We start from the raw sequence: 25,436 nt of genomic DNA, 5'->3' as shown, positions 1-25,436 counted from the left end.
CTGTTGAACGAATGATGTGTAAATTAAGGCGTCAGCCCGGCGGCGTCGAGGGCAATTATCGTCTCGCGCGCCATTTCACCGCTAACCAGCGTCAGGCGGAGAGTTTGTCCAGCCCAGTCAACCTTGCCGGATGACGGCTCCAGCTTCAGGCGAAACTGGCGCATGGCCGCGCCGCTGCCCGAATCAACCTTTTCGACGCTGGCAAATATATCCGGCGATGTTTCGGCAAAGAGATCGGCATCCTGCCCCGCGGGCGCGCGCGCCGTCACATCGATCTCTGCCGAGCCGCCGCGCTCATCCTTGCGGGCATGGACGGAAACAACCGAAAGCGCATCGGCAGCGCCCAATGCCTGAGGCTTCGGCACTTGTGCGCGCGCGGCAGCCTCTATGGCCGCATAGGGTCCGGGCTCCGGCGAGAGCGTCAGGGCCCCGCCAGCCTTGGCTGGAATGCACATTTTTTCACAAACGGCATAATCGAGCCGATATCTGAGCGTAACCGGCTTCGAAGGGTCGGCGGCGACAACATCGATCGGGAAAATCACTTCACCTTCATAGCCGTTAGCCGGTGTTCCGGCCTCCAGAAGGGCTTTGGGCGCAGGAAAAAGCAGCACCGCGCTGGCGACATTCTCCGAACCGTCGAAGGATACAACCGGCGGCAGCCCCGCCTCGCCCGGGTTACGCCAATAGGTCAGCGTCTGGGGCGCAAGCTCGATATCGATCGCGGCCCGGAAATGGCCCGGCGAATCCGCTCCCGCAGCAAGCAGGCGCGCGCGCGACTTTGCCGCCGGGCTCCAGTCAGTGGCGAAGGCATCAGCAAGGGCGGGCTGGACAAGCAGCAGGCTGAAAAGCAATGAAAGTTTTTTGATCATGATGTCTGTTTAGATGCTGGCGGCGGCAAAAGCGATGCAACTTTGCGTGAACGCTATTGTTTGGCAGGAAGCCAGAACATATATTCGGATCATGGCAAAAAATATGACAAATCCGACGTGGATGAATGGCCAGTTCCTGGTGGCAATGCCGGGAATGGGTGATAACCGTTTTCACAAAGCGGTGATCTATATCTGCTCGCATTCCAGCGAGGGCGCGATGGGCCTTGTCATCAATCAACCTCATCGCACGATGGGATTTGCCAAATTGCTGCAGCAGTTGAACATCACGCCTGAAAATCAGATTTCCGTCGACAGTATTCAGGTCATGACCGGCGGGCCTGTGCAACCCGATCAGGGCTTTGTCCTGCATTCGGCGGATTATCACCATAACGGGGCAACGCTTGCCATCGACGCCGACATCCGCATGACCGCAACAATGGATGTGCTCAAGGCTCTGGCGCGCGGAAAAGGGCCGACACGGGCGCTGATGGCGCTGGGCTATGCCGGCTGGGGGGCTGGCCAGCTCGAAAGCGAACTGATGTCAAATGCCTGGCTTACCTGCCCCGGCGACCCGGCCGTGATTTTCGCAGTGGAACACAGCCGCAAATATGAGGCCGCACTGGCCAAGCTTGGCATTGATCCGGCCATGCTCGCCGCCGAGGCCGGACACGGCTAGACCGGTTTTCAATCTGCCTTTTACGCGTTAGATTCAGATTTCTGCGCGTTTATCCCTGAAAAAGCCGCGCAGCAGGTCCGCCGCCTCCGCCTCGCGCAGACCCGCATAAACCTCCGGCGCGTGATGGCAGGTCGGTTGCGTGAAAAAGCGCGGTCCATGCTCAACCGCGCCGCCCTTGCTGTCCGGCGCGGCATAATAAAGCCGCCGGATACGCGCAAAAGAAATGGCCGCCGCGCACATCGCGCAGGGCTCCAGCGTCACGTAAAGATCGCAGTCCGGCAGACGTTCAGAACCAAGCGCGGCGCTGGCCGCGCGCAAAGCCAGTATCTCGGCATGGGCGGTGACGTCCCTGTCCTCCAATGTGCGGTTCCCGGCTGTCGCAATAACCTTGCCATGACGCAGCAGCGCGGCGCCCACCGGCACTTCGCCGCGCTGCGCCGCGGCGCGCGCCGCCTCGAAAGCCAGATCGAACCCGTTTGCCGCAAATTCAGCCAAGTCGTATACTCATCTTGCAGAACATCTTGAAAAAGCTTCACTCTCCAGCGCTTCTGCTTTATCAGACAGGAATGAGCGACAAAAGCAAGACAGGCGGCAACGGGCCGCGCAAGAACTTCCCCCCGAAAAGCCCGCGCCCGGGCGCGTCTCGGACGCATGAACCGCGCCGCGACCACACGGACAAGCCGGCACCGGTTCAGGCCGCCGCGAGTGCCGACAGCGAGGCCCGCATCGCCAAGGTCATGGCCCGCGCAGGCCTGTGCTCGCGCCGGGATGCCGAGCAATGGATCGCCGATGGCCGCGTCAGCGTCAACGGCGTTGTGCTGATTTCTCCCGCGCTGAACGTTTCCCCGCAGGATCAGATTCTGGTGGACGGAAAGCCGCTGGTGGCCGCCGAACCGACACGGCTGTTCATGTTCCACAAGCCGCGCGGCACCGTCACCACCGATCGCGATCCCGAAGGCCGGCCCACGATATTTGAAGTGCTGCCCAAGGGCCTGCCGCGGCTGATGACCATCGGCCGGCTTGACATCAATACCGAAGGTCTGCTGCTGCTCACCAATGACGGCGGCCTTGCCCGCCAGCTCGAATTGCCGAAAACCGGCTGGCTGCGCCGTTACCGGGTGCGCGCCCACGGCGAAACCGACCAGGCTGTGCTCGACGAATTGCGCAAGGGCATCACCATCGACGGCGTTGATTATGCCGGTATCGAGGCCCATCTCGACCGGGTGCAGGGCAGCAATATCTGGCTGACCATGGGCCTGCGCGAAGGCAAGAACCGCGAAATCAAACGTGTTCTCGAACATCTCGGCCTTGCCGTGACCCGGCTTATCCGTATCTCGTTCGGTCCGTTCCAATTGCTTGATCTTGAGGAAGGCGCGGTCGAGGAAGTCAAGACCCGCGTGCTGAAAGAGCAGTTGGGCGAAGCGCTGATCGCCGAGGCCGGATGTTTCTTCGCCGAGGATGCTCCGCCGGTGCCCGTCCGGGCCCGTCCCACCGAAATCCGCGCGCCCCGCCGCTCCGAAGAGAGCGCACGTCCGGCGCGCGGCTACAAGCGCGAACAGGATTTTACGCAGGACGAAGCGCCTGTCCGCTCGCGTCCGGTTCAGGGCGCGCGCAAACATGTCCGAACCTTGCGTCTCGAACGGGATGTTGCGGCGCGCGAAGGGCCGCGCCAGATCATCAAGCGCGAAACAACGCAGGACCGCGATGGCCGCGCTGTGACCGTGGAACGTGTGAGCAGGCCTTCCATCCGGCTTGAAAAGGAACCGGCCACCCGCAATGGCCGCCGCTTTGCGTCCGGCGATGCCGAAATGCCGGAGGGCAAGCGTCCGCGCACGCTGCGCCAGACCGACATGAAACGCGAGGCCAAAGCGGCGGCAAAGACCTTCGAGCCACGAAAGAACTGGCGCAAACCGCGCGAGGAAGAATTTGAGGAGCGGCCCCGCACCGGCCGCAGCTTTGACAAGCGGCAGACATCCTCGCGGGCTTTCGCCGCCAAGGACGGCGCACCGCGCAGCGAGGGGCGCGGCGGACCAGGGCGCAGCGGACAAAGCCGGGACGCACAGAGCCGCGATGGGCAGAAACGCGATGGCTTTGCGCCGCGCTCACGGCCTTCCGGCGGCAAACCGCCGTCGCGTCCGCGCCCCGATGGCGGCAAACGGGGCCGTTAATCCATGCGGATCATCGGCGGCAGACTGAAGGGTCGCAGTCTCCGGGGCCCGACCGGCGAGGGCCTGCGCCCCACATCGGACAGGCTGCGCGAGACCTTGTTCAATGTGCTCGCCCATACTTACGCCGACCCGGCGGAGGGCGCACGTGTCATTGACCTTTTTGCCGGTACCGGCGCGCTGGCGCTGGAAGCCCTGTCGCGGGGGGCACGCTTCGCATTGATGGTGGATGATTCGGCGCAGGGCCGCGCCCTCATCCGCGAGAATGTGGAAGCCCTCGGCCTTGGCGGCGCCACGCGCCTGCTGCGCCGCGATGCCACCCGGCTGGGCCAGATGCCGCCCGGCGAGCCCTATGATCTGGTTTTTCTCGACCCTCCTTATGGCAAGGGGCTTGGCGAGCGCGCGCTCGTCTCGCTCAGAGACGGCGGATGGCTGGCAAAGGACGCGCTCATCATTCTCGAGGAAAGCGCGGATGCCGCCATCACCCTGCCGGAAGGCTTTGAACTGATCGAAAATCGCGCCTATGGCGTTGCTCAAATTTTGTTTATAAGGCCCTCACCCTGACCTTCTCCCAGAGGGAGCGGGTATTTTGCGCGTAAGGGTGAGGGGAAAATAAAGGCGTATCATGACAGAGAAAAAAACCACTCAGGCACGTCTGCCGCGCGGCCTCGTCGACCGCGCCGCCGCCGATATAGCCGCCACGCAAAAAATGATGGAAACCATCCGCAAGACCTATGAGCTTTATGGCTTCGCGGCTGTGGAAACGCCCTTTATTGAATATACCGACGCTCTGGGCAAATTCCTGCCCGATCTTGACCGGCCCAACGAAGGCGTCTTCTCCTTTCAGGACGACGATGAGCAATGGCTTTCCTTGCGCTACGATCTCACCGCGCCGCTGGCCCGTTATGTGGCCGAAAATTATGATGCCCTGCCCAAGCCCTACCGCTCCTACCGGGCGGGCTATGTTTTCCGCAACGAAAAGCCGGGCCCCGGCCGCTTCCGGCAGTTCATGCAGTTCGACGCCGACACTGTGGGCGCGGCTTCCGTGGCCGCCGATGCCGAGATCTGCATGATGGCGGCAGACACATTGGAGGCGCTGGGCATCAGGCGCGGCGATTATGTCATCAAGGTCAACAACCGCAAGATTCTCGATGGCGTGATGGAAGCCATAGGCCTTGGCGGGCCGGAAAATGCCGGTCGCCGCCTCACGGTGCTGCGCGCCATTGACAAGCTCGACCGCCTTGGGCCGGAGGGCGTCAAATTGCTGCTGGGTCAGGGCCGCAAGGATGAGAGCGGCGACTTTACCAAAGGCGCCGGCCTTTCGGACGAACATGCCGCCAACCTGCTGCATTTTCTTCAGCTTTCGAGCCATGATTCCGATCTTGCCGACATGCATATGCTGCCGTCGTTCCGCTCCGATCTGGCGCGCGAGGGGCTGAACGAACTGCTGGAAATCCGGGCCCTGTGTCAGGCCGCCGGCTATCAGTCTGACCGCATCCGCGTGGATATGTCTGTGGTGCGCGGCCTCGAATATTATACGGGTCCGGTTTTCGAGGCGGAACTCACCTTCGAAATCGCTGCCGAAGACGGCAGGCCGATCCGCTTTGGCTCAGTAGGTGGCGGCGGCCGTTACGACGGCCTTGTCGGCCGCTTCCGCGCCGAACCCGTTCCCGCGACAGGTTTTTCCATCGGCGTCTCACGGCTTCTCTCGGCACTGAAGGCTGTCAACAGTCCGATTGTCGCCGAAGTGGCCGCACGCGGTCCGGTGATTGTGCTGGTCATGGACAAGGATCGCATCGCCGATTATCAGCGTCTTGTGAGCCGCCTGCGCGCTGAACACATTCCTGCAGAACTTTATTTAGGCGCGGCTGGCATGAACGCCCAGCTCAAATATGCCGACAAGCGCGGCTCGGTTGTGGCCGTCATACAGGGCTCGAACGAGCGCGAAAAGGGCGAGGTGATCATCAAGGATCTGATCGCCGGGGCAGAACTGGCGGGCAGCGCCAAAACGCTGGAACGCGAGGCCTATCTGGCCCTCAAGGAGAAATCGCAGCTTGCGGTTCTGGAAGCAGATCTGGTTGAAATCGTGCAGAAAGTTCTGGCGCGGTACTGAGGAAATCAACTTTCATATGAAATGACGTTGCGTCGTCCCCCATCCTGAGCCTGTCCGAGGAAGAGGGGAAAGCTCACCCCAGCCTTTTCTCCAGCGCGCGTTTCACCTCGTCGCGCAGAGGCTCGGCGCTTTTGAGAATGTCGCGCGCCTTGAAGAAATCGAGCACGCGATAATGATCGATCGCCGGTCGCAGAAGAATGTCGGGTGCGGCGCTCTTCAGCTTTTCACGGGTAATCGCGGTCTGCATGATCTGCGCCGCGCCAAACATGGCCTCGAACGGTTCCGGCGCCGCGAGGCGCTCAGGTCGAGGCCCGCCGGTCACATCGACGGCAAGGATACAATCCGCCCTCACAAGATCAAAGGGCAGCGGATTGACCGCGCCGCCGTCGATCAGAATGCGATCCTCATGCGCAACGGGCTTGACCAGTCCCGGAATGGCCATGGACCCGGCGACGGCGGGAAGCAGAGCGCCGCTGGTGAAGTTGGCGGGCTGATGCGTGAGAAAATCCGTTGCCACTGCCGTGAACGCAATAGGCATATCCTCGAAAGCCGACGGCATGGCAAGAGGCCAGAATTGCTGCAGGAAGATTTCGGCATCGATCAGAACCGGATTGCTCAGACCGCGCGTGAACAGATCGGCGAGGCGTCCCACGCGCGCTTTGAGCAGACGGGCCATCACCTCCGGCTTGTCGCGCATCAGCCCGGACACATGCTGGCGTATCTCCCTGCCCGACAGGCCGGCAGCATAGGCCGCACCCAGAATCGCGCCGATCGATGTGCCGGAAATTGCCGCCGGACGCAGGCCTAGTTCGTCCAGAGCCTCCATGACGATAATATGCGCCAGTCCGCGCGCGCCACCAGCGCCGAGCGCCAGCCCGACAGACGGGGAATTACGTGCAGCCAGTTCCTGTCGCGTCACCTGATCTCACTTCTTGAGCGCGCGCCAGGCGATGTCCTTGCGGAAAAATCCTTGCGGCCAGTCAATTCTCTCGAGAGCAGCATAGGCCATTTGCCGTGCTTGCGCCACATCCGCGCCGACGGCAGTGATATTGAGCACCCGCCCGCCATTGGCCAGCAGCCGCCCGCCCTCGCGCCGTGTGCCGGCGTGAAAGATGGTGACGCCCGGTACGGCTGCGGCAACCGGCAGGCCGCGGATTTCGGTATTCTTCTCATAAGCGCCCGGATAGCCCTTCGCGGCATAAACCACGGTGAGCGCCGTTTGCGGCGACAGGCGCACCGGCTTTTCCGGCAGAGCGCCGATTGCGCAGGCATGGAGCAATTCGAGCACGTCATCTTCCACGCGCAGCAGCATGACCTGCGTTTCGGGATCACCAAACCGCACGTTATATTCAATCAGTTGCGGACCCTGGGCCGTCAGCATCAGCCCGGCGAACAGCACGCCGCGGAAAGGCGTGCCGCGCGCCGCCATGCCCTGCAGCGTCGGCGCGATGATCTCGCGCATGACCCGCGCTTCCAATTCCGGCGTCATGACAGGCGCGGGCGAATAAGCGCCCATGCCGCCGGTATTCGGCCCTTCGTCACCATCAAATGCGCGCTTGTGATCCTGCGCCGAGGCAAAGGCCAGCGCCCGCGTGCCGTCGCATAGCGCAAAAAATGAGACTTCCTCGCCTTCGAGACAGGCTTCGATCACCACTTCAGCGCCTGCAGAGCCCAGAGCCCCCGAAAACACCATCTCAACTGCGGCTTCGGCCTCCTGCAACGTTGCGGCGACCACCACGCCCTTTCCCGCCGCAAGCCCGTCTGCCTTGACGACAATGGGCGCGCCCTGCGCCCGCACATAGGCCAGCGCGGCCGCTTTGTCGGCAAAACGCTTGTAGGCGGCGGTGGGAATATTGAACTGGGCGCAAAGATCCTTGGTGAAGCCCTTGGAGCCCTCAAGTTGCGCCGCCGCCTTCGACGGGCCGAAAGCCGCGATTCCAGCGGCGGCAAGATCATCGACCAGACCCGCCACCAAGGGGCCTTCCGGCCCTATGACCACGAAATCTGTGCCCTGCCTTTTGCAGAAGTCGATCACGGCGGCATGATCGGCGACGTCCAGCCCGACATTGACGCCCAGAGCCTCGGTTCCAGGATTGCCCGGCGCGATCCAGAGCTTTGTCAACCTGCGGGATTTTGAAAGCGCCAGCGCCAGAGCATGTTCACGCCCGCCGGAACCAATCAGAAGAACATTCATCGTCAAGCCATTTCATCAAAGGAGTTGCCGGAGATTTAAGGCTTCGCGTGCGCCAGCGCAATTTCAAACTTCGGCTGCAAACAGCTTGAAATTTCCGTCCCGACAGGTTCAATGAGCGGGTGAGCGAAAACATCCTGACCAACGCCCCCGAATATACCGTCACCGAACTCTCCGGCGCCTTGAAACGCAAGATCGAGGATGAGTTCGGCCATGTGCGCGTGCGCGGCGAAATTTCCGGCTACCGCGGGCCGCATTCTTCGGGGCACGCCTATTTTTCCCTGAAAGATCAAGGCGCCAAGATTGATGCCGTGATCTGGAAGGGCCTGTTCGGCCGCCTGCGCGTGCGGCCTGAGGAGGGCATGGAAGTCATCGCCACCGGCAAGCTGACGACATTTCCCGGTTCTTCGAAATATCAGATCGTAATCGAATCGCTTGAGCTTGCGGGACTCGGCGCGCTGATGGCGCTGTTGGAGCAGCGCCGCAAGATGCTGGCGGCGGAAGGGCTTTTCGATGCCGCGCGCAAGCAATTGCTGCCCTATATGCCGCGGGTGATCGGGGTAGTCACCTCGCCCACGGGCGCCGTGATCCGCGATATATTGCACCGGATATCCGACAGGATGCCCTGCCATGTCATCGTATGGCCAGTGCGTGTGCAGGGCGAGACCTGCGCCGCGGAAGTGAGCGCCGCGATCACAGGCTTCAACGCCCTGCCGGCGGGAGGTGCGATCCCACGCCCCGATGTGCTGATCGTGGCGCGCGGCGGCGGCTCGCTGGAAGACCTCAATGGATTTAACGAAGAATCAGTGGTGCGCGCCGCCGCCGCGTCCGACATTCCGCTCATCGCGGCCGTTGGCCACGAGACGGACTGGACTCTGATCGACCACGCCGCCGATATACGCGCGCCGACGCCTACGGCCGCCGCCGAAATGGCCGTACCTGTGCGCTCCGAGCTCATCGCCGCCATTCAGGAGCTTGGATTGCGGCTGATGGGTAGCGTCAATCGGGCACAGGAGCGCCGCAGGCAGGATGTCAGGGCGCTGACGCGCGCCTTGCCTCCGGCCGATGCCGTGTTGGCAGGGCCGCGTCAGAAGCTGGATATGACCAGCGTCCGGCTCGGGCATATCCTGCGCCAAAGGCTCGACACCCACAGGCTCCGGCTGGCGGGGCTGCACGCGCGCCTCACCGCGCAATCGCCGCAAAGCCGCCTTGCCCGCGTGCGTGAGCGGCTGCTGGGACTGGGCGCGCGGCTGGCGCAGGGGCAGCGCAGCGCCCGCGACAAGCGTCTTGTCATGCTGGAAAACCTGAGCAACCGGCTCACGGCCGCGCTTGGCAAGCGGCAGGCCATCGCCAGCGAGCGGCAGAAGGCTGCGCGCGAGCGTGTCGCTGCTCTTGGCCGCAGGCTTGCTCCGGCGCTTCAGGCCCGCATCGCACGCCAGCGCGAAGCGCTCGCCGCTCTCGATAAAATGCGCATTTCTCTGGGTTACCGCGAAGTGCTGTCACGCGGTTTCGCGCTCGTGCGCGGCGAGAACGGCCAGCCGGTGCATAATGCCTCGGACGCGCGCAAGGAAATATTGCTGGGCATCGAATTTGCAGACGGCATCGTTCAGGCGGCGCCCTCCGCCGCGCCGCGACCCAGAAAGAGCGACCCTCCGCCAAAGGACCGCAAGACGCAAGGCTCGCTGTTTTAAGGCATATTTCTTTTAAGCACCGCATACGGACATAGAATGCGGGGGGGGCGCGTGCTAGGCCTCTTCCGGCTCTTCCAGCAGGCTGTAGAGATCCAGCCTGTGCGTGAACATGGCGAGATTGCCGTCAGCGTCGCGCGGCCATTGCGCCTGCGGGCGATCCCAATAGAGCTCGACGCCATTCTGATCCGGATCATGCAGATAGAGCGCCTCGCTGACGCCATGGTCGCTTGCGCCGTCAAGCGGCACGTCCGCCGCGATCAGGCGGCGCAGGGCCTGCGCCAGCGCCGCTCGTGTCGGATACAAAATAGCCGTGTGAAAGAGGCCGGTGGCATTGCGCGGTGGCGGCGAACCGCCCTTGCTTTCCCATGTGTTGAGCCCGATGTGATGATGGTAGCCGCCAGCCGAAATGAAGGCCGCCTCGCTGCCGTAGCGCTGCACAAGCTCGAAGCCGAGCACGCCGCAGTAAAAATCCAGCGCGCGCTGCAGATCGGATACTTTGAGATGGACATGGCCTATGCGGGTTCCGGCAGGAACAGGCTTTTCCAGAAGGGCCTTGGCCTCGGGGCTGTTGGGTTGGGCTATCGTCATGGCGCTCTCCGTGATCCTGCAAAGGATAGACCGGAATGCGTTGCTTGTCAGGACGTGGAATGCCTGCTCGTCCTTGCAGCCATGCAGATTGATGGGAAATGCGAATTTGCATGGCAATATCCGGGGTAATCCGTTAATATGCAGCCAAGAGGACTACTTATGAACCGTCATGAAACCGCATCGGCCAGCGAAGCGCTGGTGGAATTTATGGATGGCGATTTCCGCATCATGCGCCCGGGCGCGTTTGTGCGCTGCGCCGTCACGGGCTATCCTATCCCACTCGACGAATTGCGCTACTGGGATGTCGACACGCAGGAAGCTTTTTCTTCGCCCGAAGCACGGCTGAAGGCGCTTGGCATCGAATGGGCGAAAGCTAAAGCCGGGAAGGCCTAACCGCCGATCCCGCCCGCATGCGCCAAAATGCTTGCGGTCAGTTGATCCAGCCTGTCAATATCCATCGTCACCGGCAAAGCCACGACATTGTCGCGCATTTTCGGCGGCAGGCGCATGGCGTCTTTCTCGGTTGTCACCGGAATGACGCCGCGCGATCTGGCGATCTGCGCCAGCGATCTGAGATCGGATTCCGAAAAACGATGGTGATCAGGAAAGGCCTGGATGGCCATGACCTCGGCGCCCGTCTCCCGCACGGTCTGGAAGAATTTTTCCGGGCGGCCGATGCCGGCAAAGGCAAAAACACGCTGTCCCGCAATGGCGCCGGCCATCACCGGATCAGGCACAAGGCGGCCTGCAAACACCGGCACACCGCGCCGGGCCGCCTCACCGGCCAGAATTTGCCCCGCGCTGCCTTCGCCGACGATCAGAACCGCCTGAACGGCAGGCCATTGCGCCGCCATGGGCGCGCGCAGCGGTCCGGCCGGCATGCATGCGCCATTGCCGAGCCCAACGGCGCCATCAACGACGGCAATGGTGAAATCCTTGGCAAGACCCTGGTTCTGCAGCCCGTCATCCAGAATGATGAGACTGGCGCCCTCAGAAATGGCGCGGCGTGCACCCGCCGCGCGGTCGGTGCAGATATAGACGGGCGCAACACGGGCCAGAAGCAGAGGCTCATCCCCCACCTCGGCGCTGGTATGTGTCGCAACATCCACCTTGACCGGCTGCGGCCCGGATAATGCGCCGCCATAACCGCGCGACACGAATGCCGGCGCAAACCCGCGCGCCTTCAGCGCCGCCCCGATTGCCGCCGCCGTTGGTGTCTTGCCTGTTCCGCCGGCGGTGAAATTGCCGATACAGATGACCGGAACACCGAGCCGCTCGCCCTGTCGTCTCATGCGCACGCCGACCAGCGCGCCGTAAGCCCGGCCCAGCGGCGCGAGCAGCAAGCTCAGGAGTCCCGGTGGCTGGTTCCAGAAGCGGGGGGCGCGCATCTGGCCTCCTAACGGTCGCTGTCGAGGCGCATTTGCACGACATAGGGCTCGATCGCGCGCATCAGGTTCCGTGTGGCGCCTGCCCTCTGCTCCACGGCGTCGAAGGCTGTACGCGCCATGTTGCGCAAGCGCGCGGCATCCGAGAGCAGGTCGGTCAGGGCGTCCACAAGCTCCTGCCTATCCATGACGCAGTTGGCGCCGCGCGCCTCATCGAGAACCTGATAGACCTCGGCAAAATTATGCACATGCGGGCCGTGCAGGATGGCGCAGCCGAGCTTGGCCGGTTCAATGGGGTTTTGCCCGCCGCGCGGCACAAGAGAACCACCCATGAAAGCCAGACCGGTCAGACGGTAGAAAAGGCCGAGTTCGCCCATTGTATCAGCGATATAGACATGGACATGACGGTCAGGCAGAACGCCCGCGGAACGAAGCGCGCCGCGCAGGCCGGCCTGCCCGGCCAGCCTGAGAATAGACTCGCCGCGATCCGGATGACGGGGCACGATGATGGTGAGCAGATTGCTGAACCGCATGGCAAGCTGCTGATGCGCCGCGATCAGTAGTTCGTCCTCGCCGATATGCGTGGATGCAGCAACCCAGACCGGCCGCGTGCCGATGAGGCCGGTCAGCTCCGCCAGTTGCTCGCTGTTGGCAGGCGGCGCGGGCGCGTCGAATTTCAGATTGCCGGTGATCAGCACGCGCGGCGCGCCAAGCTGCATGAGACGCGCCGCATCGTCGGCGCTCTGCGCCAGAACGAGGTCGATCCGGCCCAGAATGGCATGGATGAGCGCCGGCATGATCTGCCAGCGGCGGAATGAGCGCGGCGACAAGCGGGCATTGGCCAGAATCAGCGGCACATTGCGGCGGTGGATATTGTCGATGAAATTTGGCCAAAGCTCGCTTTCGGCGAAAATCACGATATCAGGCCGCCAATGATTGAGGAAGCGCTTGACGAAGCGCGGCACATCCAGCGGCACGAACTGATGAATGGCGCCGGGCGGCAGCCTGCGGGCGGCAAGCGCAGCCGAGGTCAGCGTGCCGGATGTCAGCACCACATGAAACCCCGCCGCCTGCAACCTGTCGATCAATGGCATGAGCGAGAGAACTTCGCCAACGCTGGCGCCATGCAGCCATGCCAGATGTCCGTCGGGCCGCCTGACACGGGCAAAACCGCGCCGCTCACGCAGACGGGGCCAGCTCTCCTTGCCGCGATAGTAGCGCCACAGCAGAAAGAAAGGTGCAAAAAGACCAAAAATCCGCGTCGCCAGCTTGTAAAGGCCGAGCCAGAATCCGGCAACGATCATCGCGCCTCCTCCGCGAAGGCGGGGTGTGAACTTCCGCAAAGCGCATAAGCGCGCCGGTGTATGCGGTTCAGTTCCTGTTCAAGATGCAGGCGCTTGGCCTCAAGCACGGTTGCATCGGCATCATCGGCGACCCGGATCGGCTCGCCCAGCACAATGGCCCCCTTGCCGAACGGCTTGGCTATACTGGCAAGATCCCAGCTGTCGAGGTCAAACCGACGGGCCGTGACAACGGCGATCGGATAGATCGGCCGTCCGGAATGCTGCGCCAGCATGATGACGCCCAATCCCGCCTTGCGGGCTGTTTTCGGCACATCCGCTGTCATCATCACCGAAATTCCCTCGCCAAGCGCGCGCAGCACATTGCGCGACGCGGACACGCCGCCCTTGCGCCGCATTTCCTCAGCCGGGCCACCCGACCCGCGAATGAGATCGATGCCAAACCGGCGGGCGATGCGCGCGTTGATATCGCCGTCGCCCGATTTCGAAATCATCACAGCAAACCGGCGGTTTTGTGGCCTGGCAAAGTGCACAAGAAAATGCTGTCCATGCCAGGTCGTGCCGATCAGCGCGCCTTCACTGGCGATGCGGTCGAAATAATCTGCTGGCTCGAATGTGAAACGGGTGGTCAGGCGCACAAGACGGAAATATGCCACCGCCAGAATTGCCACCAGTTCCCGCACGAAGACGGATCGTCCCAACCGTTTCAACATGTCGCCGGTCAGCCCTTGCTTGAATCGGTGGCCGGATCGAGAATGCGGTGCAGATGCACGATGAAATAGCGCATATGGGCGTTGTCAACCGTGGCCTGCGCTTTGGCTTTCCATGCGGAGAAGGCCGAGGCATAATCGGGATACAGGCCGACGAGGTCAACATTGGCCAGATCCTTGAATTCGGTTCCGCCGACTTTTGTGAGTTCTCCGCCAAAAACCAGATGCGGCAATTGCTTTCCCGGGGTTTGCATCTTCAATGACCTCATTTTCTGAACAGACCGGCTGTTATTGCTTGATAGCGGAACGAACCTATTGCCTCAGGGCTTTCAACGCCGCCTTGTGCAATGGTTCTCTCGCGGCGACAAGCGCTCCATGATGCGTTTCCCTCTTATTATAGAGCGGTTTCCTATCATCTAACGTGGTGAGACAAAAGCCCGCTTCTTCAAGAACGAGATCGGCCGCTGCAATATCCCAATCGTGGGAATTGGCGCTCGCCAATCCAAGATCGACCTTATCCGCAGCAACCTGCGCCAGCCTGTAGGCGAGCGAGGGAATCTTGGGCTGCCGGATTATGTCGAAGGCTCCGGCGCAGCGGTCCATGATTGCTGCGGGGCCTGCCACGCGCACCGGCCCCTCATGCAGCGCAACAACGCCCCTCAGCAAAGCGCCATTGAGATGCGCGCCCGCGCCGCGGACGGCAAGAAACGTTTCCTGCAGCGCCGGCGCGTGGAGAACGGCAAGACATGGCCGCCCGCGCTCAACCAGCGCGACGGATATCGTCCAGCGGGGATCGCCGCTCAAAAACGCGCGCGTTCCGTCAATCGGGTCGACAATGAAAACGTGATCCTGCCCGAGCCTTGCCGGATCGGCGATGCTTTCCTCCGACAGCCAGCCGATTCCGGAGAAGATGGCGCTGAGCGAATCATGCAGGAAATCATTGACATCGAGATCGGCCTGCGTGACCGGCGAGGTGCCGTTCTTATAGGAGACGCGCGCCGTCGTGGGCTCGCCGGGGCGAAATGCCCGCAACGCGATGCGCCCTGCCTCTTCCACCAGGCTCTCGACCTGTCTGAGTGCGTGCCTGTTCAAATCCATGCCTGTGTCCGAATCCGCCGTCCGTAACCCAATTCGATTCAATTTTACCTAACCGCGATACCAGTTCTTTTCCCTGTTGTGAATTGCCTCCCGACAAAGCGCTGTTCACCGGAATTTAACCAGCAAAATTAGCGAAATGCCGCCACTTCGTCGCCTTTACTGCGCGAGGGCAATCGCCCACAGTTCAGGTGACCAGTATGCGTACCCATTTACCCAAGATAACCGAGCCATCGACAATCCGGCATTCAGGCCAGCAGCTGCGCCACCTGCGCTGCGCCGATCCAGCCCAGCCGCAACTGAGCTGCGATGTCTGGATTTCGCCGCAACATGTCACCCTGCGTCGCAACATAGCCGGCATGATCATGTATTGCTCGATCGATCTGGCGCTGTACTCCTGCATTGCCGCGCGCGAACTGAGCAATGGCGCCTACGCACTGGATCTGGTGGCTTCACGCGCAGACTTCAATCTGCGGCTGGCAAATTATCAAAATTTTTACCAACTTTCGGCAGCATTGACGGATTGGGCGGGCTACACGCGCCTGCCCATCAAAGTCGAAACCCAGGACGGAACCTTGATTGCCCTTACCTCGCCCGGCTGGCTCACGCGACGCAAGGGCCGCGCCTCCGCCCTCAAATATCGCCGGCGCGAGCAGGCATGGCGCCGTCGGCCCGGCAATGAAGACCTGCAGGCGATCCGCTACCGGCACGAGCGGGAAATCACGTCCTACGAATAGGCGCGCCAGAGCGCGTCGGCCAGCAGCCCCGCGAACAGGATCAGTCCCGCCTCGCGGTTGGACCGGAACAGCCGCAGCGCGAGTGCAGGATTATCCGGCTCGATCCGCGCCAGCTGCCAGCCCAGATGCAGCCCAAAACCAGCAAGGCCAAGCCAGCTCAGGACATGTGCCGGCGCAAGATAGAGGGCGCTCGCGGCCAGCGCCAGCGCCACGGCATAAAGCCCGGCTATGCCCGCACGCACGTTGTCGCCAAAAAACCGAGCCGTCGATTTGATGCCGGCGATCGAATCATCGGCAATATCCTGCAGCGCGTAAATCGTGTCATAGCCCATCGTCCAGAAGATGGCGGCGCCATAGAGGCACACCGGCGCTGGCGCGAGCGAGCCGGAATAAGCGGCCCAGCCCATGATGCCGCCCCAGGCGAAAGCCAGACCCAGCACCGCCTGCGGCCAGGAGGTGATGCGCTTCATGAACGGATAAATCAGCACGAATATCAGCGAGGCGAAGGCAAGCCGGATGGCAAAACCATTGAAGGCGAGCACTACGGCCAGACCCACCAGACATTGGAGCACCAGAAACACCGCCGCCTGCCTGACGCTGACCCGCCCGCTCGGTATGGGGCGCTGGCGCGTGCGATACACTTTCGCGTCAAGATCGCGGTCAACGATGTCGTTATAGGTGGAGCCTGCGCCGCGCATGGCTACGGCTCCGATCAGAAACAGGGCAAGCTGACCGAATGCGGGTGCTCCGGCCTGTGCGGCAGCGGCCAGAGCCGAAGACCACCAGCACGGCAGCAGCAGCAGCCACCAGCCTATCGGCCGGTCAATGCGCGCCAGTTGCACATAGGCGTGAAGATGCGCCGGAACCAATTTCAGCAGCCAGCCTTCGGGCGCGGCGTCCGGCAGTTGCAGCGACATGCCTAGAGCGGGCCCGCCGGCATGTGCATCTGTTCAGGCGCGTTGAAGGCATTGCCGTTCTGCTGCGCCTGCGCGCCGTCCTGTTGCTGCTTCTTGATTTTGGCGGCGACCAAGCAGGCCTGCTGGGCGACCTTTTCGGTCTTGCGGTGCCCTTCGGTGGCGTTCTTTATGATCTCGTCCGAAATATTGCACCAATTCTTGTTATTGGTCATATAGTTGACCATGTCGGTTTCCACCGCGGCAAGATTGCGCAAATGCGGACAGGCCGCGACGGGATCAAGCTTGCCCTTGAGCTTCTTGGTCATGCCGTTGAGAACATTGATCTCGGCCTGACGGCGCGTCATGATCTTGTTGAAATCGGCCTGACAGGATGGCGCAGACTGGGCATGGGCAGTTTCCAGCAAACCAAAACTCGCCAGCGCTGCAACAAGGGTAAGACGCAACAGTTTCATCGTGCAAACTCCATTCAGCTTTCCTTTAGCGCGGAAGCCCCCTGCTTCGCAAGATAATTGGCAATCAGGCGAACAGGCCGGGCAGCGCTGGTTTCCCCGGACAGCAAAAGCCATTAAAGACAGGTGAGGAGAAAACCATGCCGCGCCCCATGCTCAATTGTCGTCTTTTCGTTGACCATCCTCTGGCCGCTGAACAGCCCGTGCCGCTCGACAAGGCGCAGGCCAATTATCTTTTTCACGTGCTGCGGCAGGAGGCCGGCGCAGCGGTGGCCGTATTCAACGGACAGGATGGCGAATGGCGGGCCGAGCTCTCGGGCACGCCGAAAAAGGCCCCGGCCCTTATCCCGCGCGAAAAACTGCGCCCGCAATCGGCGCCGGGATTCATCAGCTATTATTTTGCGCCGCTCAAATCTGCCCGGCTCGATTATCTGATGCAAAAGGGCGTGGAGATGGGCGCGGCGCGGATGGTGCCGGTAATAACGCGCCGGGTGCAGGCCACGCGCTTCAACGCGGAACGGGCGCGCGCCAACATGATCGAGGCGGCGGAACAGTGCGAGATATTGTCGCTGCCCGTGCTGGAGGCCGAGATCCGTCTCGAACAGCTTCTCGCCCGCTGGCCGCAGGACGAGCATCTCGTTTTCTGCGATGAGGCCGCGCCGGTGGCAAACCCGCTTGAGATTTTGCAGGGCCTGCCCCGCGGGAGAATCGGCGTGCTCATCGGCCCGGAGGGCGGCTTTGACGAAGCAGAACGAAAGGCGATTCTCAGCCTGCCGCAGGCCGTGCCTATTTCGCTCGGGCCGCGAATTCTGCGCGCCGACACGGCCGCTGTTGTTGCTCTGACCCTGATCCAGGCCGCGCTCGGAGATTTCACACCCCGGACCACAGCAACCGAATGATCATAGTTTGGACATAATCTGAGCCAATTTTGTCAACATGTTCACCCGCACAGCTTTATTGATTCTTTTTGCATCAGCGAGCACATGCCTCGCGGCTGCCGAATTGCCTAATTTGCGCAACCAGAAGAAATCGCCCCCGATGCGGCTGACGGCCTGCGCCTCGCTCGGGCCGGGCTTTTATCAGGTCAACGGCTCTTCAACCTGTGTCCGGGTCGGCGGTTATGTTTCCGCCGATTATGTCTATCACAGCGCGCCCAGAAACGACCTCAACGCCCAATATCCGCGCAACTGAACCAGTGCTGGATCAGCGTTTGGCCGGCGGACTGCGCGCCTGATGTCAATAGGCGCATTCCGTGAAAACAGGTTCGATCCGGCCACCCCATTCATTATGGTATTTGTCCAGAAGCGCTTGTGCTGAAACGCGGCCTTCACGAACATATTGATCCAATATATCGAGGAAGCGGGTTTCATCGCGGCCCTGACTGTCGAGGCGGCGGCGGGCGGCAAGGCCGGCGCGGGCCAGCGCAAGCACGTCCCGGCCGATCTCAGCGAGCGAGCGGCCAGCGATACTGGCCTGCAGGCCAAGACGCGGCACCTCGTCGCGCAGTTGCTGGCGCTGTTCGGCGCTCCAGCCCTTGACCAGATCCCAGGCTGCATCAAGCGAATTCTGATCGTACAGCAAGCCGACAAAAATGGCCGGCAGCGCGCACAGACGCGATGAAGGCCCGCCATCCGCGCCGCGCATTTCGAGATAGCGCTTGAGCCGCACTTCGGGAAAAATGGTCGAGAGATGGTTGGCCCAATCGGACATTGTCGCCGTCTCGCCCGGCATCTGCGGCAACCGCCCCGCCAGCAGATCGCGGAAGCTGGCGCCGGTGACATCGTGATATGTAGCGCCGCGTTTGACAAAATACATAGGCACATCAAGGGCGTAATCGACATAGCGCTCGAAGCTCATGCCGTCCTCGAAAGCGAAGGGCAGCATTCCGGCACGGTTGTTGTCCGTATCGCGCCAGATTTCGGAGCGGGCCGAAAGCAAGCCGTTGGGCTTGCCCTCGGTGAACGGGGAATTGGCAAAAAGCGCGGTGGCCAGCGGCTGCAAAGCCAGCGAAACACGCAACTTCTTCACCATATCCGCTTCGGAGGCAAAATCGAGATTGACCTGCACAGTGCAGGTGCGGAACATCATGTCGAGACCGCGCGTGCCAACCTTGGGCATATAGCCGGCCATGATCTTGTATCGCCCCTTGGGCATGACAGGTGTTTCGGCGAGCGTCCATTTCGGGCTCATGCCAAGTCCGAGAAAGCCGATGCCGAGCGGATCAGCGATTTCCTTCACCTGCGCCAGATGGGCATGCACTTCCGAACAGGTCTGGTGGATCGATTCGAGCGGGGCTCCGGAAAGCTCAAACTGCCCGCCCGGCTCCAGCGAAATCGCGCCGCCGCCCGTCGCATCATAGAGCCCGATGATATAATCGCCATCAAGGATCGGCTCCCAGCCGAGCAGATGGTGCATGCCGTCCAGAAGGGCCTTGATGCCGCCGCGCCGGCCAGCGGGAGTTTCATAGGGAACGGGCGAGAGATCAGCTTTATAAAACCCGAATTTTTCGTGTTCCGTGCCGATCCGCCATTCAGATTTAGGTTTATTGCCTGCTTCGAACCATTCAATCAGTTCATTGCGTGAGGTGACCGGCGCTGAGTCCGTTACATCCCGAGCCATATTCACTCTCTCTTTTTATCAAGCGTCCATAACCATGATCGGCAAACCTACTGATCGTTTGTGACGATCTAGATAAGGGACGTTACAGCAAAATGCGAGAGGGAACATCCGTCAAGGCCGCAACAGGGGCTGCGGCTAATGCGCATGCGCCGCGCAGACGCGCCTGAACATCAAAATACAACTATGAATAAATTTATTTTTGAAAATAAACTATTAGTTTTGTCTCGATATATGGATTTTTATTAAATCAGCCGATAATATAATTTAAGCATGTGCGAAATATATCGTGGGTTTTTGCGATGAATATACTGCTCAAAAAATATCTGCGCGACACCGACGGGGCAACCGCCATCGAATATGCAATTTTGTTAGGCCTTATCTCCATGGCCATCGTCACAGCACTCAATATCATCGGCTCAAAACTGACCGGCATATTCACTGAGCTACAAAACGGCTTATGACTCCATCACAGAGCATCCTGCGCGAGATTATCGAGGCTGGATCTTATTTGCGCCACCAGAGCATCGGCGAGAGGCAAGGGCTTGAGCCGGTTGGTCATAACCCCGATCTCGCACAGACCCAGATCAGGAAAACCGTCTTCCTCACCCAATATGCGCATTCCGGATTTGATCGCGCTTTCCGGCAAGACTGAAACAGCCAGCCCGGCCAATACCGCCGCGCCCACCGCCGTCGAATTCCAGCTGGCATATAAAATGCGGAATGAGCGGCCCTGCGCTTCCAGCGCAGTGGTCGCCCGCTGTCGCCAAAAGCAGGTCGGGCGCCCCAAAGCCAGAGGCAACAGCGCATGTTCATGCACGAGATGATGAACCGACGTCACCCAGAACAGACGTTCACGCCGGACAATCTCGACCATGCCGGTTTCGTCGCAATGCGTCACGATGGCCAGGTCAAGTTCACCATCATTGAGCAGAACCACGAGATTCATGGTCGGCTCGCAGACAACCGTCACCTCGACACGCGGATTGGACTGAGAAAATTGCGCCAGTATCGCTGGCAGATAACGATCGGCATATTCATCGGGCAGGCCGAGCCGGATGCGTCCTTGAAGTTCGGAAGGCGAAAAGCTGGCAACGGCCTCAAGATTCAGCCGTACGATGCGCCGGGCATAGCTTAAAAGGCGCTCGCCCTCTTCGGTCAATCTGGATGCGCGGCCGTCCCGCTCGAATATCGGCTTGCCGATACGCTCCTCCAATCGGCGCATCTGCATGGAAATGGCCGACTGCGTTTTATGCACGATCTCCGCCGCACGGGTGAACGATCCGGAGTCGACAATGGCAACAAGCGACTTAAGTTGCTCGACATCAAACAGCGCGGTCATGACAGGCCTTCGGGCGGGTTTGGACAGGGGCTGGCAAAAACACGCCCCGAGTTCAAAGCGGCTGGAAATTCGCGAGCACCACCTGCGGCAGCGGCTGGCAATGCCTCATTTTTTCGGTGTCAGGTGACTGAGAATCATCTGCAAACCTTCAAGCTGCGCCTGCTGCATCTGCACGCTGCCTTGCATGATCTTGGTCATGGCTTCAAATCCGCTTTGCGCCACCGCCTCCGATGTTCCGGGCTTTGGCGCGGGCGGCGCTGCGAAAGGACCGAGGCCCTGTCCCTGCATAGCCTGCGTCAGCCCCTGCATGAACATACCCGCCACCCACGGCATCATCTGCTGCACGAGTTGCGGCTGCAGACCGGAAGCCTGAGCCGCCTGCTGGGCAACCTGCCCTGCCGCCTGCGAGGAACTGCCAAAAATCTGCGCCATCAGCGCCGAACCATACTGGAACGGATCAGGAAATGCGGAAGCCGCGGCGGCTTCGCTTTCTTTTGGCCTGGATTGCGGTTTAGGCTGCGGCTCCGGCTCGGGCTTTGCCGCGGCCTGCGGCGCCATGGCGGCAAACAGTTCGCTCACTGCCTGCGGATTCATGGCCTGCTGTTGCAGACCGGTGACGAAAGCGGGCATCAGAGATTGCACGGCGGCCTGTGTCTGGCCTGCCGTCAGGCCGAAGCGTTCCGCCATCTGCGCCATATTCTGGCTTGTCTGCGCGGAGGATAGAATATCGTTCAGGTTGAACATGTCGAACTCCCAGACTCGACGTACCAAAGACGACTATAAAGGATTCATCGCAAATAGAAATGCGCTGCCGCCCCGGACATAGCTATTTTGCCGCGTCCTGCGCCCGTCATTCCGGCGCTATCCGCCGCGCGAGCCGCGCTGTCGCGTAATAGGCGGTCACCACAGCCGCTACGCCGAAAATGGCCGTTCCCGCCATCATGCCGACCATGCCGCCCTTGACGCCCCAATGCGCGGCAAAATAGGTCACGAACGGAATGGTGCCCAAAGTGGCCCGGCCCCAGTTGAACAATGTCGAGTAGATCGGAAAGCCCAGATTATTGAAGGCCGTATTGGCCACAAACAGCGAGCCGAGAAAAATCCACATGGCCGCGCCGATGTGGCAATAGAAGCGCAGAAGCTCCGCCGACTCGCCGGAAAGCCCGAAAAGACGCACGATCAGCGAACTGCCCAGCCAAAGCATCAGCCATGTGAAAGCAACATAGGAAAGCGTGAGCGTGAACGCGTCCGTCAGCGTCTGGCGCACGCGCGGCATCAGGCGCGCACCGAGATTCTGGCTGATCACCGGCCCGAGCGACCCCGTCAGCGCGAAAATAACGCCAAAGGCGACGGGGGTAATGCGATCAATGACGGCAAAGGCCGCCACCGCGTCTTCGCCAAATCCGGAGAAAATGCGCATAGCATAAGAATTACCGACCGGCGTAGCCAGATTGGTGAGAATGGCAGGAATGGCGATCAGGGAAATGTGGCGCAGATCCAGCCAGGCCGCCGTTGTATCCGGCCATTTGACCAGCTTGTGCACACGCACGGCCCCATGAAATCCGACACCGAAAAACACAAAGCGCGAAATGACGATGGCAATCGCCGCACCATAAACGCCAAAGCCAAAGCCGAATATGAACAGCGGATCGGTTACCGCCGTGACAAGACCGCCAAACAGCGTGACATTCATTGCGCGCCGGGCGTCGCCCGCTGCACGCAATATGCCGGAAAATCCCATTCCGAGTGCCATGAGCACGTTGGCCGGAAGAATGATGGCCAGAAATTTCCGGGCGACATCAAACGGTTCGCCGGTCGCGCCCAGCATCGAGAGCGCGCCGCCCCGAAAGATAAAAAGAACCAGCGCCACCGCACCCGCCAGAAGCGCCGTATGCGTCAGGCTTGAGGCCGCAAGACGGCGCGCGCCGTCCCTGTCGCCCGCGCCAAGTGCCCGCGCCACCACGGCGCTGGTCGCGATCACCATGCCGATGTTAATTCCCATGGCGAAGAACATCACAGTGCTGGCATAGCCAACCGCCGCCGTCAGGGCGTTGTCGCCAAGGTGCGAAACATAGATCAGCGACAGCAGATCCACGACGAAGATCGCCATCAGCCCGACGGCGCCTGTTGCCGTCATCACGATCACGTGGCGCATGGTCGAGCCCTGCGTGAAGACGGCCCTTGGCCGGGGCGCGGCCGGCGTCTCTGAAACGGCGGAGGTCTGGTCTGTCACGGGGGCTTTCACGAAGAAACGAGGAATGACGGGAAATTGCCCGCCCGCATGCTGATATAGGATTTCAGGCGAAAAAACCATGCCCAATCGCCCGGCCCGCAGCAGCATCGGCGCATATTACGGTTCAATTTACCCTTATAGCTAAAATTATTCGCATTTGGGCGCATGGCTTGCTAGAAGCAGAGCCAAGACCGGCAAATTATGGAATATACAATGCAATCCGTGCCAGATATGGCGGCGCCTTCAGGCGACACGATCATCGCCCGCTTTCTCGAAGGGGGATATCTGCGCGCGGAACCTGCAGTTCTGCAGCCGCTGTCCATATTTCTTGATCAGTCGGGCGAGGACATTCGCGGACGCCTCTTCACAACAACCGACGGTGCCGGGCAGGAACTTTGCCTGCGCCCCGAATATACGATACCGGTCTGCCGGGATTATCTGGCCGGCAAGGCGGCAGGCACACCGGCGGCTTATGCCTATTGCGGGCCGGTGTTCCGCATGCGGGCAGAAGGCAGCGGCGAATTCATTCAGGCGGGAATCGAAAATTTCGGCCGCGCCGATCTTGAAGCGGCAGACGCCGAGATCTGCGCGCTCACGCTGCAGGCCGCATTGGATGTTCCGCTTCATATCCGCATCGGCGACATGGCCGTCCTGGCGCGCGTGCTGAAGGAACTCGATCTCCAGCCGTACTGGCTGCGGCGGATCAAGCGGGGCCTTGCTGCAGGCCAGAAGTTCGAGACCATTTTTGCCCCGCCGGCGCGCAATCATGCGCAGGATCATTCCGGAGTTCTGGCCGCACTGGAAGGCGTCGATCGCAAGGGCGCACGCGCGCTGGTCGAGGATTTGCTGTCCATTGCCGGCATTTCGGCCGTCGGCGGTCGTTCCGTAGGCGAGATAGCCGACCGTTTCCTCCAGCAGAGCGCGCTCAAATCCGAGGCGGGCCTTGGCGCAGACAAACAGGCGCTATTGCAGGAATTTCTCGCCATTTCGGGCAACCCCGATCATGCGGCGCAGCTGATGCGCGGCTTTGCCCGCAAGACCGGCCTTGACCTTGGTGCGGAGATCAATGCTTTCGAGATGCGCAACGGTTTCATGGCCGCCCATGGGCTTGACCTGAGCAAAATGACGTTCTCGGCCAGCTTCGTGCGTAATCTCGACTATTACACCGGCTTCATCTTCGAAGCGCGGCGGCACCCTTCCGTGCGTCCATGCCTCGGCGGCGGACGCTATGACCGCCTGCTGAAAACGATGGGTGCGAAAGAGGACATACCGGCGGTCGGCGCCGCGATCTGGGTGGCGCGCCTTGCAGGAGATCAGGCATGAACCAGACCGCACCTTCCGCGCCCGGCGCGCTTGTTCTCGCCGTGCCCTCAAAGGGTCGCCTGCAGGAAAACGCCGCCGCATTCTTCAGCCGCGCCGGCCTTACCGTGGCACAGGGCCGCGGCGTGCGCGATTACCGCGGCACGCTGAAGGGCGTCGACAATGTCGAGGTGGCGTTCCTGTCGGCCTCGGAGATTGTCTCGCAACTTGCAGCGGGCACCGTGCATATGGGCATTACCGGCGAGGATCTCATCCGCGAATCGCTGCCCGCGGCCGATACGCTGGTTGAACTGCTCACCCCGCTCGGCTTCGGCTTTGCCAATGTGGTGGTGGCTGTACCGCAGGCCTGGATCGACGTGCGCACCATGGCCGACCTTGAAGACGTCGCGGCAGCCTTCCGCGCCCGGCACGGGCGGCCGATGCGGGTCGCCACCAAATATATCAACCTCACCCGGGCGTATTTCGCGCAGAACGGCGTGAGCGATTATCGCATCGTCGAAAGTCTGGGCGCCACCGAAGGCGCGCCCGCTTCCGGCAGCGCCGAACTGATTGTCGACATCACGACCACCGGCGCGACGCTTGCCGCCAATGCGCTGAAAATACTCGACGACGGCATCATTCTGCGTTCGGAGGCCAATCTCGTGGCGTCGCTGACCGCCCCGTGGTCGCAGCAGCAACGCGAGAGCGCCCGCGCCATTCTGGGGCGCATCGCTGCTGAGGAGGAAGCGCGCACCACGCGCGAATTATGCGCGCTCTTCGCATCGCCCCCGGCGGAACTGCCGCATCTCATCGCGGAGCGCTTTGCCGGACAGGTGCAGTTCGTGACCCGGCAGGACCTGCTCGTCACGCTGCAGGCGCCCAAAGATCTGGTGCCCGATCTCGCCGACTGGCTCATTTCAAACGGCGCGGCACGGGTCACCTCTTCAGCGCTTGATTATGTTTTCACCCGCAGCAATCCGCTTTTTGAGCGCCTGTCGCGCCGGTTGGGCGCGTGATCATCATTCAGCCATGATGTCGGCGGATCTTGTGCGCATTCAA

Annotated in this window: 28 protein-coding genes; 12 read left to right on the top strand and 16 right to left on the bottom strand. The window is 61.4% G+C overall.

Annotated elements, in window-relative coordinates; all coding sequences use genetic code 11:
- Window positions 1-23: 23 nt before the first annotated feature.
- Window positions 24-869 carry a protein-disulfide reductase DsbD domain-containing protein gene (locus AC0N03_RS01715; RefSeq protein ID WP_474286678.1) on the bottom strand — a complete coding sequence of 282 codons (846 nt, stop codon included), beginning with the start codon at window positions 867-869 and terminating at the stop codon, window positions 24-26.
- A gap of 103 nt (window positions 870-972) precedes the next feature.
- Here AC0N03_RS01715 and AC0N03_RS01710 point away from each other — a divergent pair, with 103 nt between their 5' ends.
- Window positions 973-1,545, top strand: coding sequence for a YqgE/AlgH family protein (locus AC0N03_RS01710; RefSeq protein ID WP_474286676.1), 573 nt, complete (start codon window positions 973-975; stop codon window positions 1,543-1,545).
- Between the two features lie 33 nt (window positions 1,546-1,578).
- On the opposite strand, the gene AC0N03_RS01705 is transcribed toward AC0N03_RS01710, so the two are convergent.
- Complete coding sequence (locus tag AC0N03_RS01705) at window positions 1,579-2,040, bottom strand: nucleoside deaminase (RefSeq protein WP_474286674.1); 462 nt, start codon at window positions 2,038-2,040, stop codon at window positions 1,579-1,581.
- A gap of 71 nt (window positions 2,041-2,111) precedes the next feature.
- Here AC0N03_RS01705 and AC0N03_RS01700 point away from each other — a divergent pair, with 71 nt between their 5' ends.
- The 3 genes from AC0N03_RS01700 (at window position 2,112) to hisS (ending at window position 5,823) form a co-directional block, all read left to right on the top strand.
- Complete coding sequence (locus tag AC0N03_RS01700; protein ID WP_474286673.1) at window positions 2,112-3,713, top strand: pseudouridine synthase; 1,602 nt, start codon at window positions 2,112-2,114, stop codon at window positions 3,711-3,713.
- Window positions 3,714-3,716: 3 nt separating this feature from the next.
- Window positions 3,717-4,274, top strand: coding sequence for a 16S rRNA (guanine(966)-N(2))-methyltransferase RsmD (rsmD, locus tag AC0N03_RS01695; protein ID WP_474286671.1), 558 nt, complete (start codon window positions 3,717-3,719; stop codon window positions 4,272-4,274).
- Between the two features lie 61 nt (window positions 4,275-4,335).
- Entirely contained in the window at window positions 4,336-5,823 is a 1,488-nt protein-coding gene (gene hisS / locus AC0N03_RS01690) for a histidine--tRNA ligase (RefSeq protein WP_474286669.1), read from the top strand.
- 73 nt (window positions 5,824-5,896) lie between these two features.
- Here the strand turns inward: hisS and AC0N03_RS01685 are convergent, their stop codons facing one another.
- Window positions 5,897-6,742: a patatin-like phospholipase family protein gene (locus tag AC0N03_RS01685; RefSeq protein WP_474286668.1), complete on the bottom strand. Its 846-nt coding sequence runs from the start codon at window positions 6,740-6,742 to the stop codon at window positions 5,897-5,899.
- 6 nt (window positions 6,743-6,748) lie between these two features.
- Complete coding sequence (purD, locus tag AC0N03_RS01680) at window positions 6,749-8,017, bottom strand: phosphoribosylamine--glycine ligase (protein ID WP_474286667.1); 1,269 nt, start codon at window positions 8,015-8,017, stop codon at window positions 6,749-6,751.
- 119 nt (window positions 8,018-8,136) lie between these two features.
- Between purD and xseA the strand changes: the two genes are divergently transcribed.
- Complete coding sequence (gene xseA / locus AC0N03_RS01675) at window positions 8,137-9,705, top strand: exodeoxyribonuclease VII large subunit (protein WP_474286666.1); 1,569 nt, start codon at window positions 8,137-8,139, stop codon at window positions 9,703-9,705.
- A gap of 54 nt (window positions 9,706-9,759) precedes the next feature.
- Here xseA and AC0N03_RS01670 read toward each other — a convergent pair whose 3' ends face one another.
- Window positions 9,760-10,293: a VOC family protein gene (locus AC0N03_RS01670; RefSeq protein ID WP_474286665.1), complete on the bottom strand. Its 534-nt coding sequence runs from the start codon at window positions 10,291-10,293 to the stop codon at window positions 9,760-9,762.
- 159 nt (window positions 10,294-10,452) lie between these two features.
- On the opposite strand from AC0N03_RS01670, the gene AC0N03_RS01665 reads away from it, so the two are divergent.
- The gene (locus AC0N03_RS01665; RefSeq protein WP_474286664.1) at window positions 10,453-10,686 is read left to right on the top strand and encodes a DUF2093 domain-containing protein; all 234 of its coding nucleotides are present in this window, start codon (window positions 10,453-10,455) and stop codon (window positions 10,684-10,686) included.
- Here AC0N03_RS01665 and lpxK read toward each other — a convergent pair.
- The 5 genes from lpxK to AC0N03_RS01640 are packed head-to-tail and all read right to left on the bottom strand — an operon-like array spanning window position 10,683 to window position 14,787.
- Window positions 10,683-11,681, bottom strand: a complete 999-nt coding sequence (lpxK, locus tag AC0N03_RS01660; RefSeq protein WP_474286663.1) for a tetraacyldisaccharide 4'-kinase — start codon at window positions 11,679-11,681, stop codon at window positions 10,683-10,685. The genes AC0N03_RS01665 and lpxK overlap by 4 nt on opposite strands.
- A gap of 8 nt (window positions 11,682-11,689) precedes the next feature.
- A complete protein-coding gene (locus AC0N03_RS01655) occupies window positions 11,690-12,982 on the bottom strand; it encodes a 3-deoxy-D-manno-octulosonic acid transferase (RefSeq protein WP_474286662.1) in 1,293 nt (430 codons plus the stop codon).
- A complete protein-coding gene (locus AC0N03_RS01650) occupies window positions 12,979-13,692 on the bottom strand; it encodes a lysophospholipid acyltransferase family protein (protein WP_474286661.1) in 714 nt (237 codons plus the stop codon). The genes AC0N03_RS01655 and AC0N03_RS01650 overlap by 4 nt, the downstream gene beginning before the upstream one ends.
- A gap of 8 nt (window positions 13,693-13,700) precedes the next feature.
- On the bottom strand, window positions 13,701-13,943 hold the full coding sequence (locus tag AC0N03_RS01645; RefSeq protein ID WP_474286660.1) for a DUF4170 domain-containing protein: 243 nt from the start codon (window positions 13,941-13,943) through the stop codon (window positions 13,701-13,703).
- Between the two features lie 58 nt (window positions 13,944-14,001).
- Window positions 14,002-14,787 carry a 3'(2'),5'-bisphosphate nucleotidase CysQ gene (locus AC0N03_RS01640; protein ID WP_474286659.1) on the bottom strand — a complete coding sequence of 262 codons (786 nt, stop codon included), beginning with the start codon at window positions 14,785-14,787 and terminating at the stop codon, window positions 14,002-14,004.
- 197 nt (window positions 14,788-14,984) lie between these two features.
- Here AC0N03_RS01640 and AC0N03_RS01635 point away from each other — a divergent pair, with 197 nt between their 5' ends.
- Window positions 14,985-15,521, top strand: coding sequence for a hypothetical protein (locus AC0N03_RS01635; RefSeq protein WP_474286658.1), 537 nt, complete (start codon window positions 14,985-14,987; stop codon window positions 15,519-15,521).
- Here the strand turns inward: AC0N03_RS01635 and ubiA are convergent.
- Complete coding sequence (gene ubiA, locus AC0N03_RS01630) at window positions 15,512-16,438, bottom strand: 4-hydroxybenzoate octaprenyltransferase (protein ID WP_474286656.1); 927 nt, start codon at window positions 16,436-16,438, stop codon at window positions 15,512-15,514. The genes AC0N03_RS01635 and ubiA overlap by 10 nt on opposite strands.
- A gap of 2 nt (window positions 16,439-16,440) precedes the next feature.
- Window positions 16,441-16,890: a hypothetical protein gene (locus tag AC0N03_RS01625; RefSeq protein WP_474286655.1), complete on the bottom strand. Its 450-nt coding sequence runs from the start codon at window positions 16,888-16,890 to the stop codon at window positions 16,441-16,443.
- Window positions 16,891-17,027: 137 nt separating this feature from the next.
- Here AC0N03_RS01625 and AC0N03_RS01620 point away from each other — a divergent pair, with 137 nt between their 5' ends.
- Together AC0N03_RS01620 and AC0N03_RS01615 are read left to right on the top strand one after the other, a co-directional pair.
- Window positions 17,028-17,786, top strand: a complete 759-nt coding sequence (locus tag AC0N03_RS01620) for a 16S rRNA (uracil(1498)-N(3))-methyltransferase (protein ID WP_474286654.1) — start codon at window positions 17,028-17,030, stop codon at window positions 17,784-17,786.
- 103 nt (window positions 17,787-17,889) lie between these two features.
- Window positions 17,890-18,078 carry a hypothetical protein gene (locus tag AC0N03_RS01615; RefSeq protein ID WP_474286652.1) on the top strand — a complete coding sequence of 63 codons (189 nt, stop codon included), beginning with the start codon at window positions 17,890-17,892 and terminating at the stop codon, window positions 18,076-18,078.
- Window positions 18,079-18,123: 45 nt separating this feature from the next.
- On the opposite strand, the gene AC0N03_RS01610 is transcribed toward AC0N03_RS01615, so the two are convergent.
- Window positions 18,124-19,506 carry a glutamate--cysteine ligase gene (locus tag AC0N03_RS01610; protein WP_474286651.1) on the bottom strand — a complete coding sequence of 461 codons (1,383 nt, stop codon included), beginning with the start codon at window positions 19,504-19,506 and terminating at the stop codon, window positions 18,124-18,126.
- Between the two features lie 299 nt (window positions 19,507-19,805).
- Here AC0N03_RS01610 and AC0N03_RS01605 point away from each other — a divergent pair, with 299 nt between their 5' ends.
- A complete protein-coding gene (locus AC0N03_RS01605) occupies window positions 19,806-19,967 on the top strand; it encodes a Flp family type IVb pilin (RefSeq protein ID WP_474286650.1) in 162 nt (53 codons plus the stop codon).
- A 5-nt stretch (window positions 19,968-19,972) separates the two neighbouring features.
- On the opposite strand, the gene AC0N03_RS01600 is transcribed toward AC0N03_RS01605, so the two are convergent.
- The 3 genes from AC0N03_RS01600 to AC0N03_RS01590 all read right to left on the bottom strand — a co-directional run bounded on the left by AC0N03_RS01600 (window position 19,973) and on the right by AC0N03_RS01590 (window position 23,159).
- Window positions 19,973-20,845, bottom strand: coding sequence for a LysR substrate-binding domain-containing protein (locus tag AC0N03_RS01600; RefSeq protein ID WP_474286648.1), 873 nt, complete (start codon window positions 20,843-20,845; stop codon window positions 19,973-19,975).
- A gap of 105 nt (window positions 20,846-20,950) precedes the next feature.
- Window positions 20,951-21,589, bottom strand: a complete 639-nt coding sequence (locus AC0N03_RS01595; protein ID WP_474286647.1) for a DUF937 domain-containing protein — start codon at window positions 21,587-21,589, stop codon at window positions 20,951-20,953.
- Between the two features lie 106 nt (window positions 21,590-21,695).
- Complete coding sequence (locus AC0N03_RS01590) at window positions 21,696-23,159, bottom strand: MATE family efflux transporter (protein ID WP_474286646.1); 1,464 nt, start codon at window positions 23,157-23,159, stop codon at window positions 21,696-21,698.
- A gap of 132 nt (window positions 23,160-23,291) precedes the next feature.
- On the opposite strand from AC0N03_RS01590, the gene AC0N03_RS01585 reads away from it, so the two are divergent.
- Window positions 23,292-24,401, top strand: coding sequence for an ATP phosphoribosyltransferase regulatory subunit (locus AC0N03_RS01585; protein WP_474286645.1), 1,110 nt, complete (start codon window positions 23,292-23,294; stop codon window positions 24,399-24,401).
- Window positions 24,398-25,393 carry an ATP phosphoribosyltransferase gene (gene hisG, locus AC0N03_RS01580; protein ID WP_474286643.1) on the top strand — a complete coding sequence of 332 codons (996 nt, stop codon included), beginning with the start codon at window positions 24,398-24,400 and terminating at the stop codon, window positions 25,391-25,393. The genes AC0N03_RS01585 and hisG overlap by 4 nt, the downstream gene beginning before the upstream one ends.
- The last annotated feature ends 43 nt before the right edge of the window (window positions 25,394-25,436 follow it).

It is taken from the genome of Methylocystis sp. sgz306128, assembly GCF_056032725.1.
Note: the sequence above shows the minus strand (reverse complement) of the source record. Positions and strands in the feature narration are given on the sequence as shown.

Coding starts and splice junctions, on each gene's coding strand:
- hisG (WP_474286643.1), top strand. CDS start 24,398: ATGAACCAGACCGCACCTTCCGCGCCCGGCGCGCTTGTTCTCGCCGTG.
- rsmD (WP_474286671.1), top strand. CDS start 3,717: ATGCGGATCATCGGCGGCAGACTGAAGGGTCGCAGTCTCCGGGGCCCG.
- AC0N03_RS01585 (WP_474286645.1), top strand. CDS start 23,292: ATGCAATCCGTGCCAGATATGGCGGCGCCTTCAGGCGACACGATCATC.
- ubiA (WP_474286656.1), bottom strand. CDS start 16,438: ATGTCGCTGCAACTGCCGGACGCCGCGCCCGAAGGCTGGCTGCTGAAA.
- AC0N03_RS01665 (WP_474286664.1), top strand. CDS start 10,453: ATGAACCGTCATGAAACCGCATCGGCCAGCGAAGCGCTGGTGGAATTT.
- lpxK (WP_474286663.1), bottom strand. CDS start 11,681: ATGCGCGCCCCCCGCTTCTGGAACCAGCCACCGGGACTCCTGAGCTTG.
- AC0N03_RS01605 (WP_474286650.1), top strand. CDS start 19,806: ATGAATATACTGCTCAAAAAATATCTGCGCGACACCGACGGGGCAACC.
- AC0N03_RS01650 (WP_474286661.1), bottom strand. CDS start 13,692: ATGTTGAAACGGTTGGGACGATCCGTCTTCGTGCGGGAACTGGTGGCA.
- AC0N03_RS01655 (WP_474286662.1), bottom strand. CDS start 12,982: ATGATCGTTGCCGGATTCTGGCTCGGCCTTTACAAGCTGGCGACGCGG.
- AC0N03_RS01640 (WP_474286659.1), bottom strand. CDS start 14,787: ATGGATTTGAACAGGCACGCACTCAGACAGGTCGAGAGCCTGGTGGAA.
- AC0N03_RS01715 (WP_474286678.1), bottom strand. CDS start 869: ATGATCAAAAAACTTTCATTGCTTTTCAGCCTGCTGCTTGTCCAGCCC.
- AC0N03_RS01645 (WP_474286660.1), bottom strand. CDS start 13,943: ATGCAAACCCCGGGAAAGCAATTGCCGCATCTGGTTTTTGGCGGAGAA.
- hisS (WP_474286669.1), top strand. CDS start 4,336: ATGACAGAGAAAAAAACCACTCAGGCACGTCTGCCGCGCGGCCTCGTC.
- AC0N03_RS01625 (WP_474286655.1), bottom strand. CDS start 16,890: ATGAAACTGTTGCGTCTTACCCTTGTTGCAGCGCTGGCGAGTTTTGGT.
- AC0N03_RS01595 (WP_474286647.1), bottom strand. CDS start 21,589: ATGTTCAACCTGAACGATATTCTATCCTCCGCGCAGACAAGCCAGAAT.
- purD (WP_474286667.1), bottom strand. CDS start 8,017: ATGAATGTTCTTCTGATTGGTTCCGGCGGGCGTGAACATGCTCTGGCG.
- AC0N03_RS01710 (WP_474286676.1), top strand. CDS start 973: ATGACAAATCCGACGTGGATGAATGGCCAGTTCCTGGTGGCAATGCCG.
- AC0N03_RS01635 (WP_474286658.1), top strand. CDS start 14,985: ATGCGTACCCATTTACCCAAGATAACCGAGCCATCGACAATCCGGCAT.
- AC0N03_RS01600 (WP_474286648.1), bottom strand. CDS start 20,845: ATGACCGCGCTGTTTGATGTCGAGCAACTTAAGTCGCTTGTTGCCATT.
- AC0N03_RS01610 (WP_474286651.1), bottom strand. CDS start 19,506: ATGGCTCGGGATGTAACGGACTCAGCGCCGGTCACCTCACGCAATGAA.
- AC0N03_RS01590 (WP_474286646.1), bottom strand. CDS start 23,159: ATGGTTTTTTCGCCTGAAATCCTATATCAGCATGCGGGCGGGCAATTT.
- AC0N03_RS01670 (WP_474286665.1), bottom strand. CDS start 10,293: ATGACGATAGCCCAACCCAACAGCCCCGAGGCCAAGGCCCTTCTGGAA.
- AC0N03_RS01620 (WP_474286654.1), top strand. CDS start 17,028: ATGCCGCGCCCCATGCTCAATTGTCGTCTTTTCGTTGACCATCCTCTG.
- AC0N03_RS01700 (WP_474286673.1), top strand. CDS start 2,112: ATGAGCGACAAAAGCAAGACAGGCGGCAACGGGCCGCGCAAGAACTTC.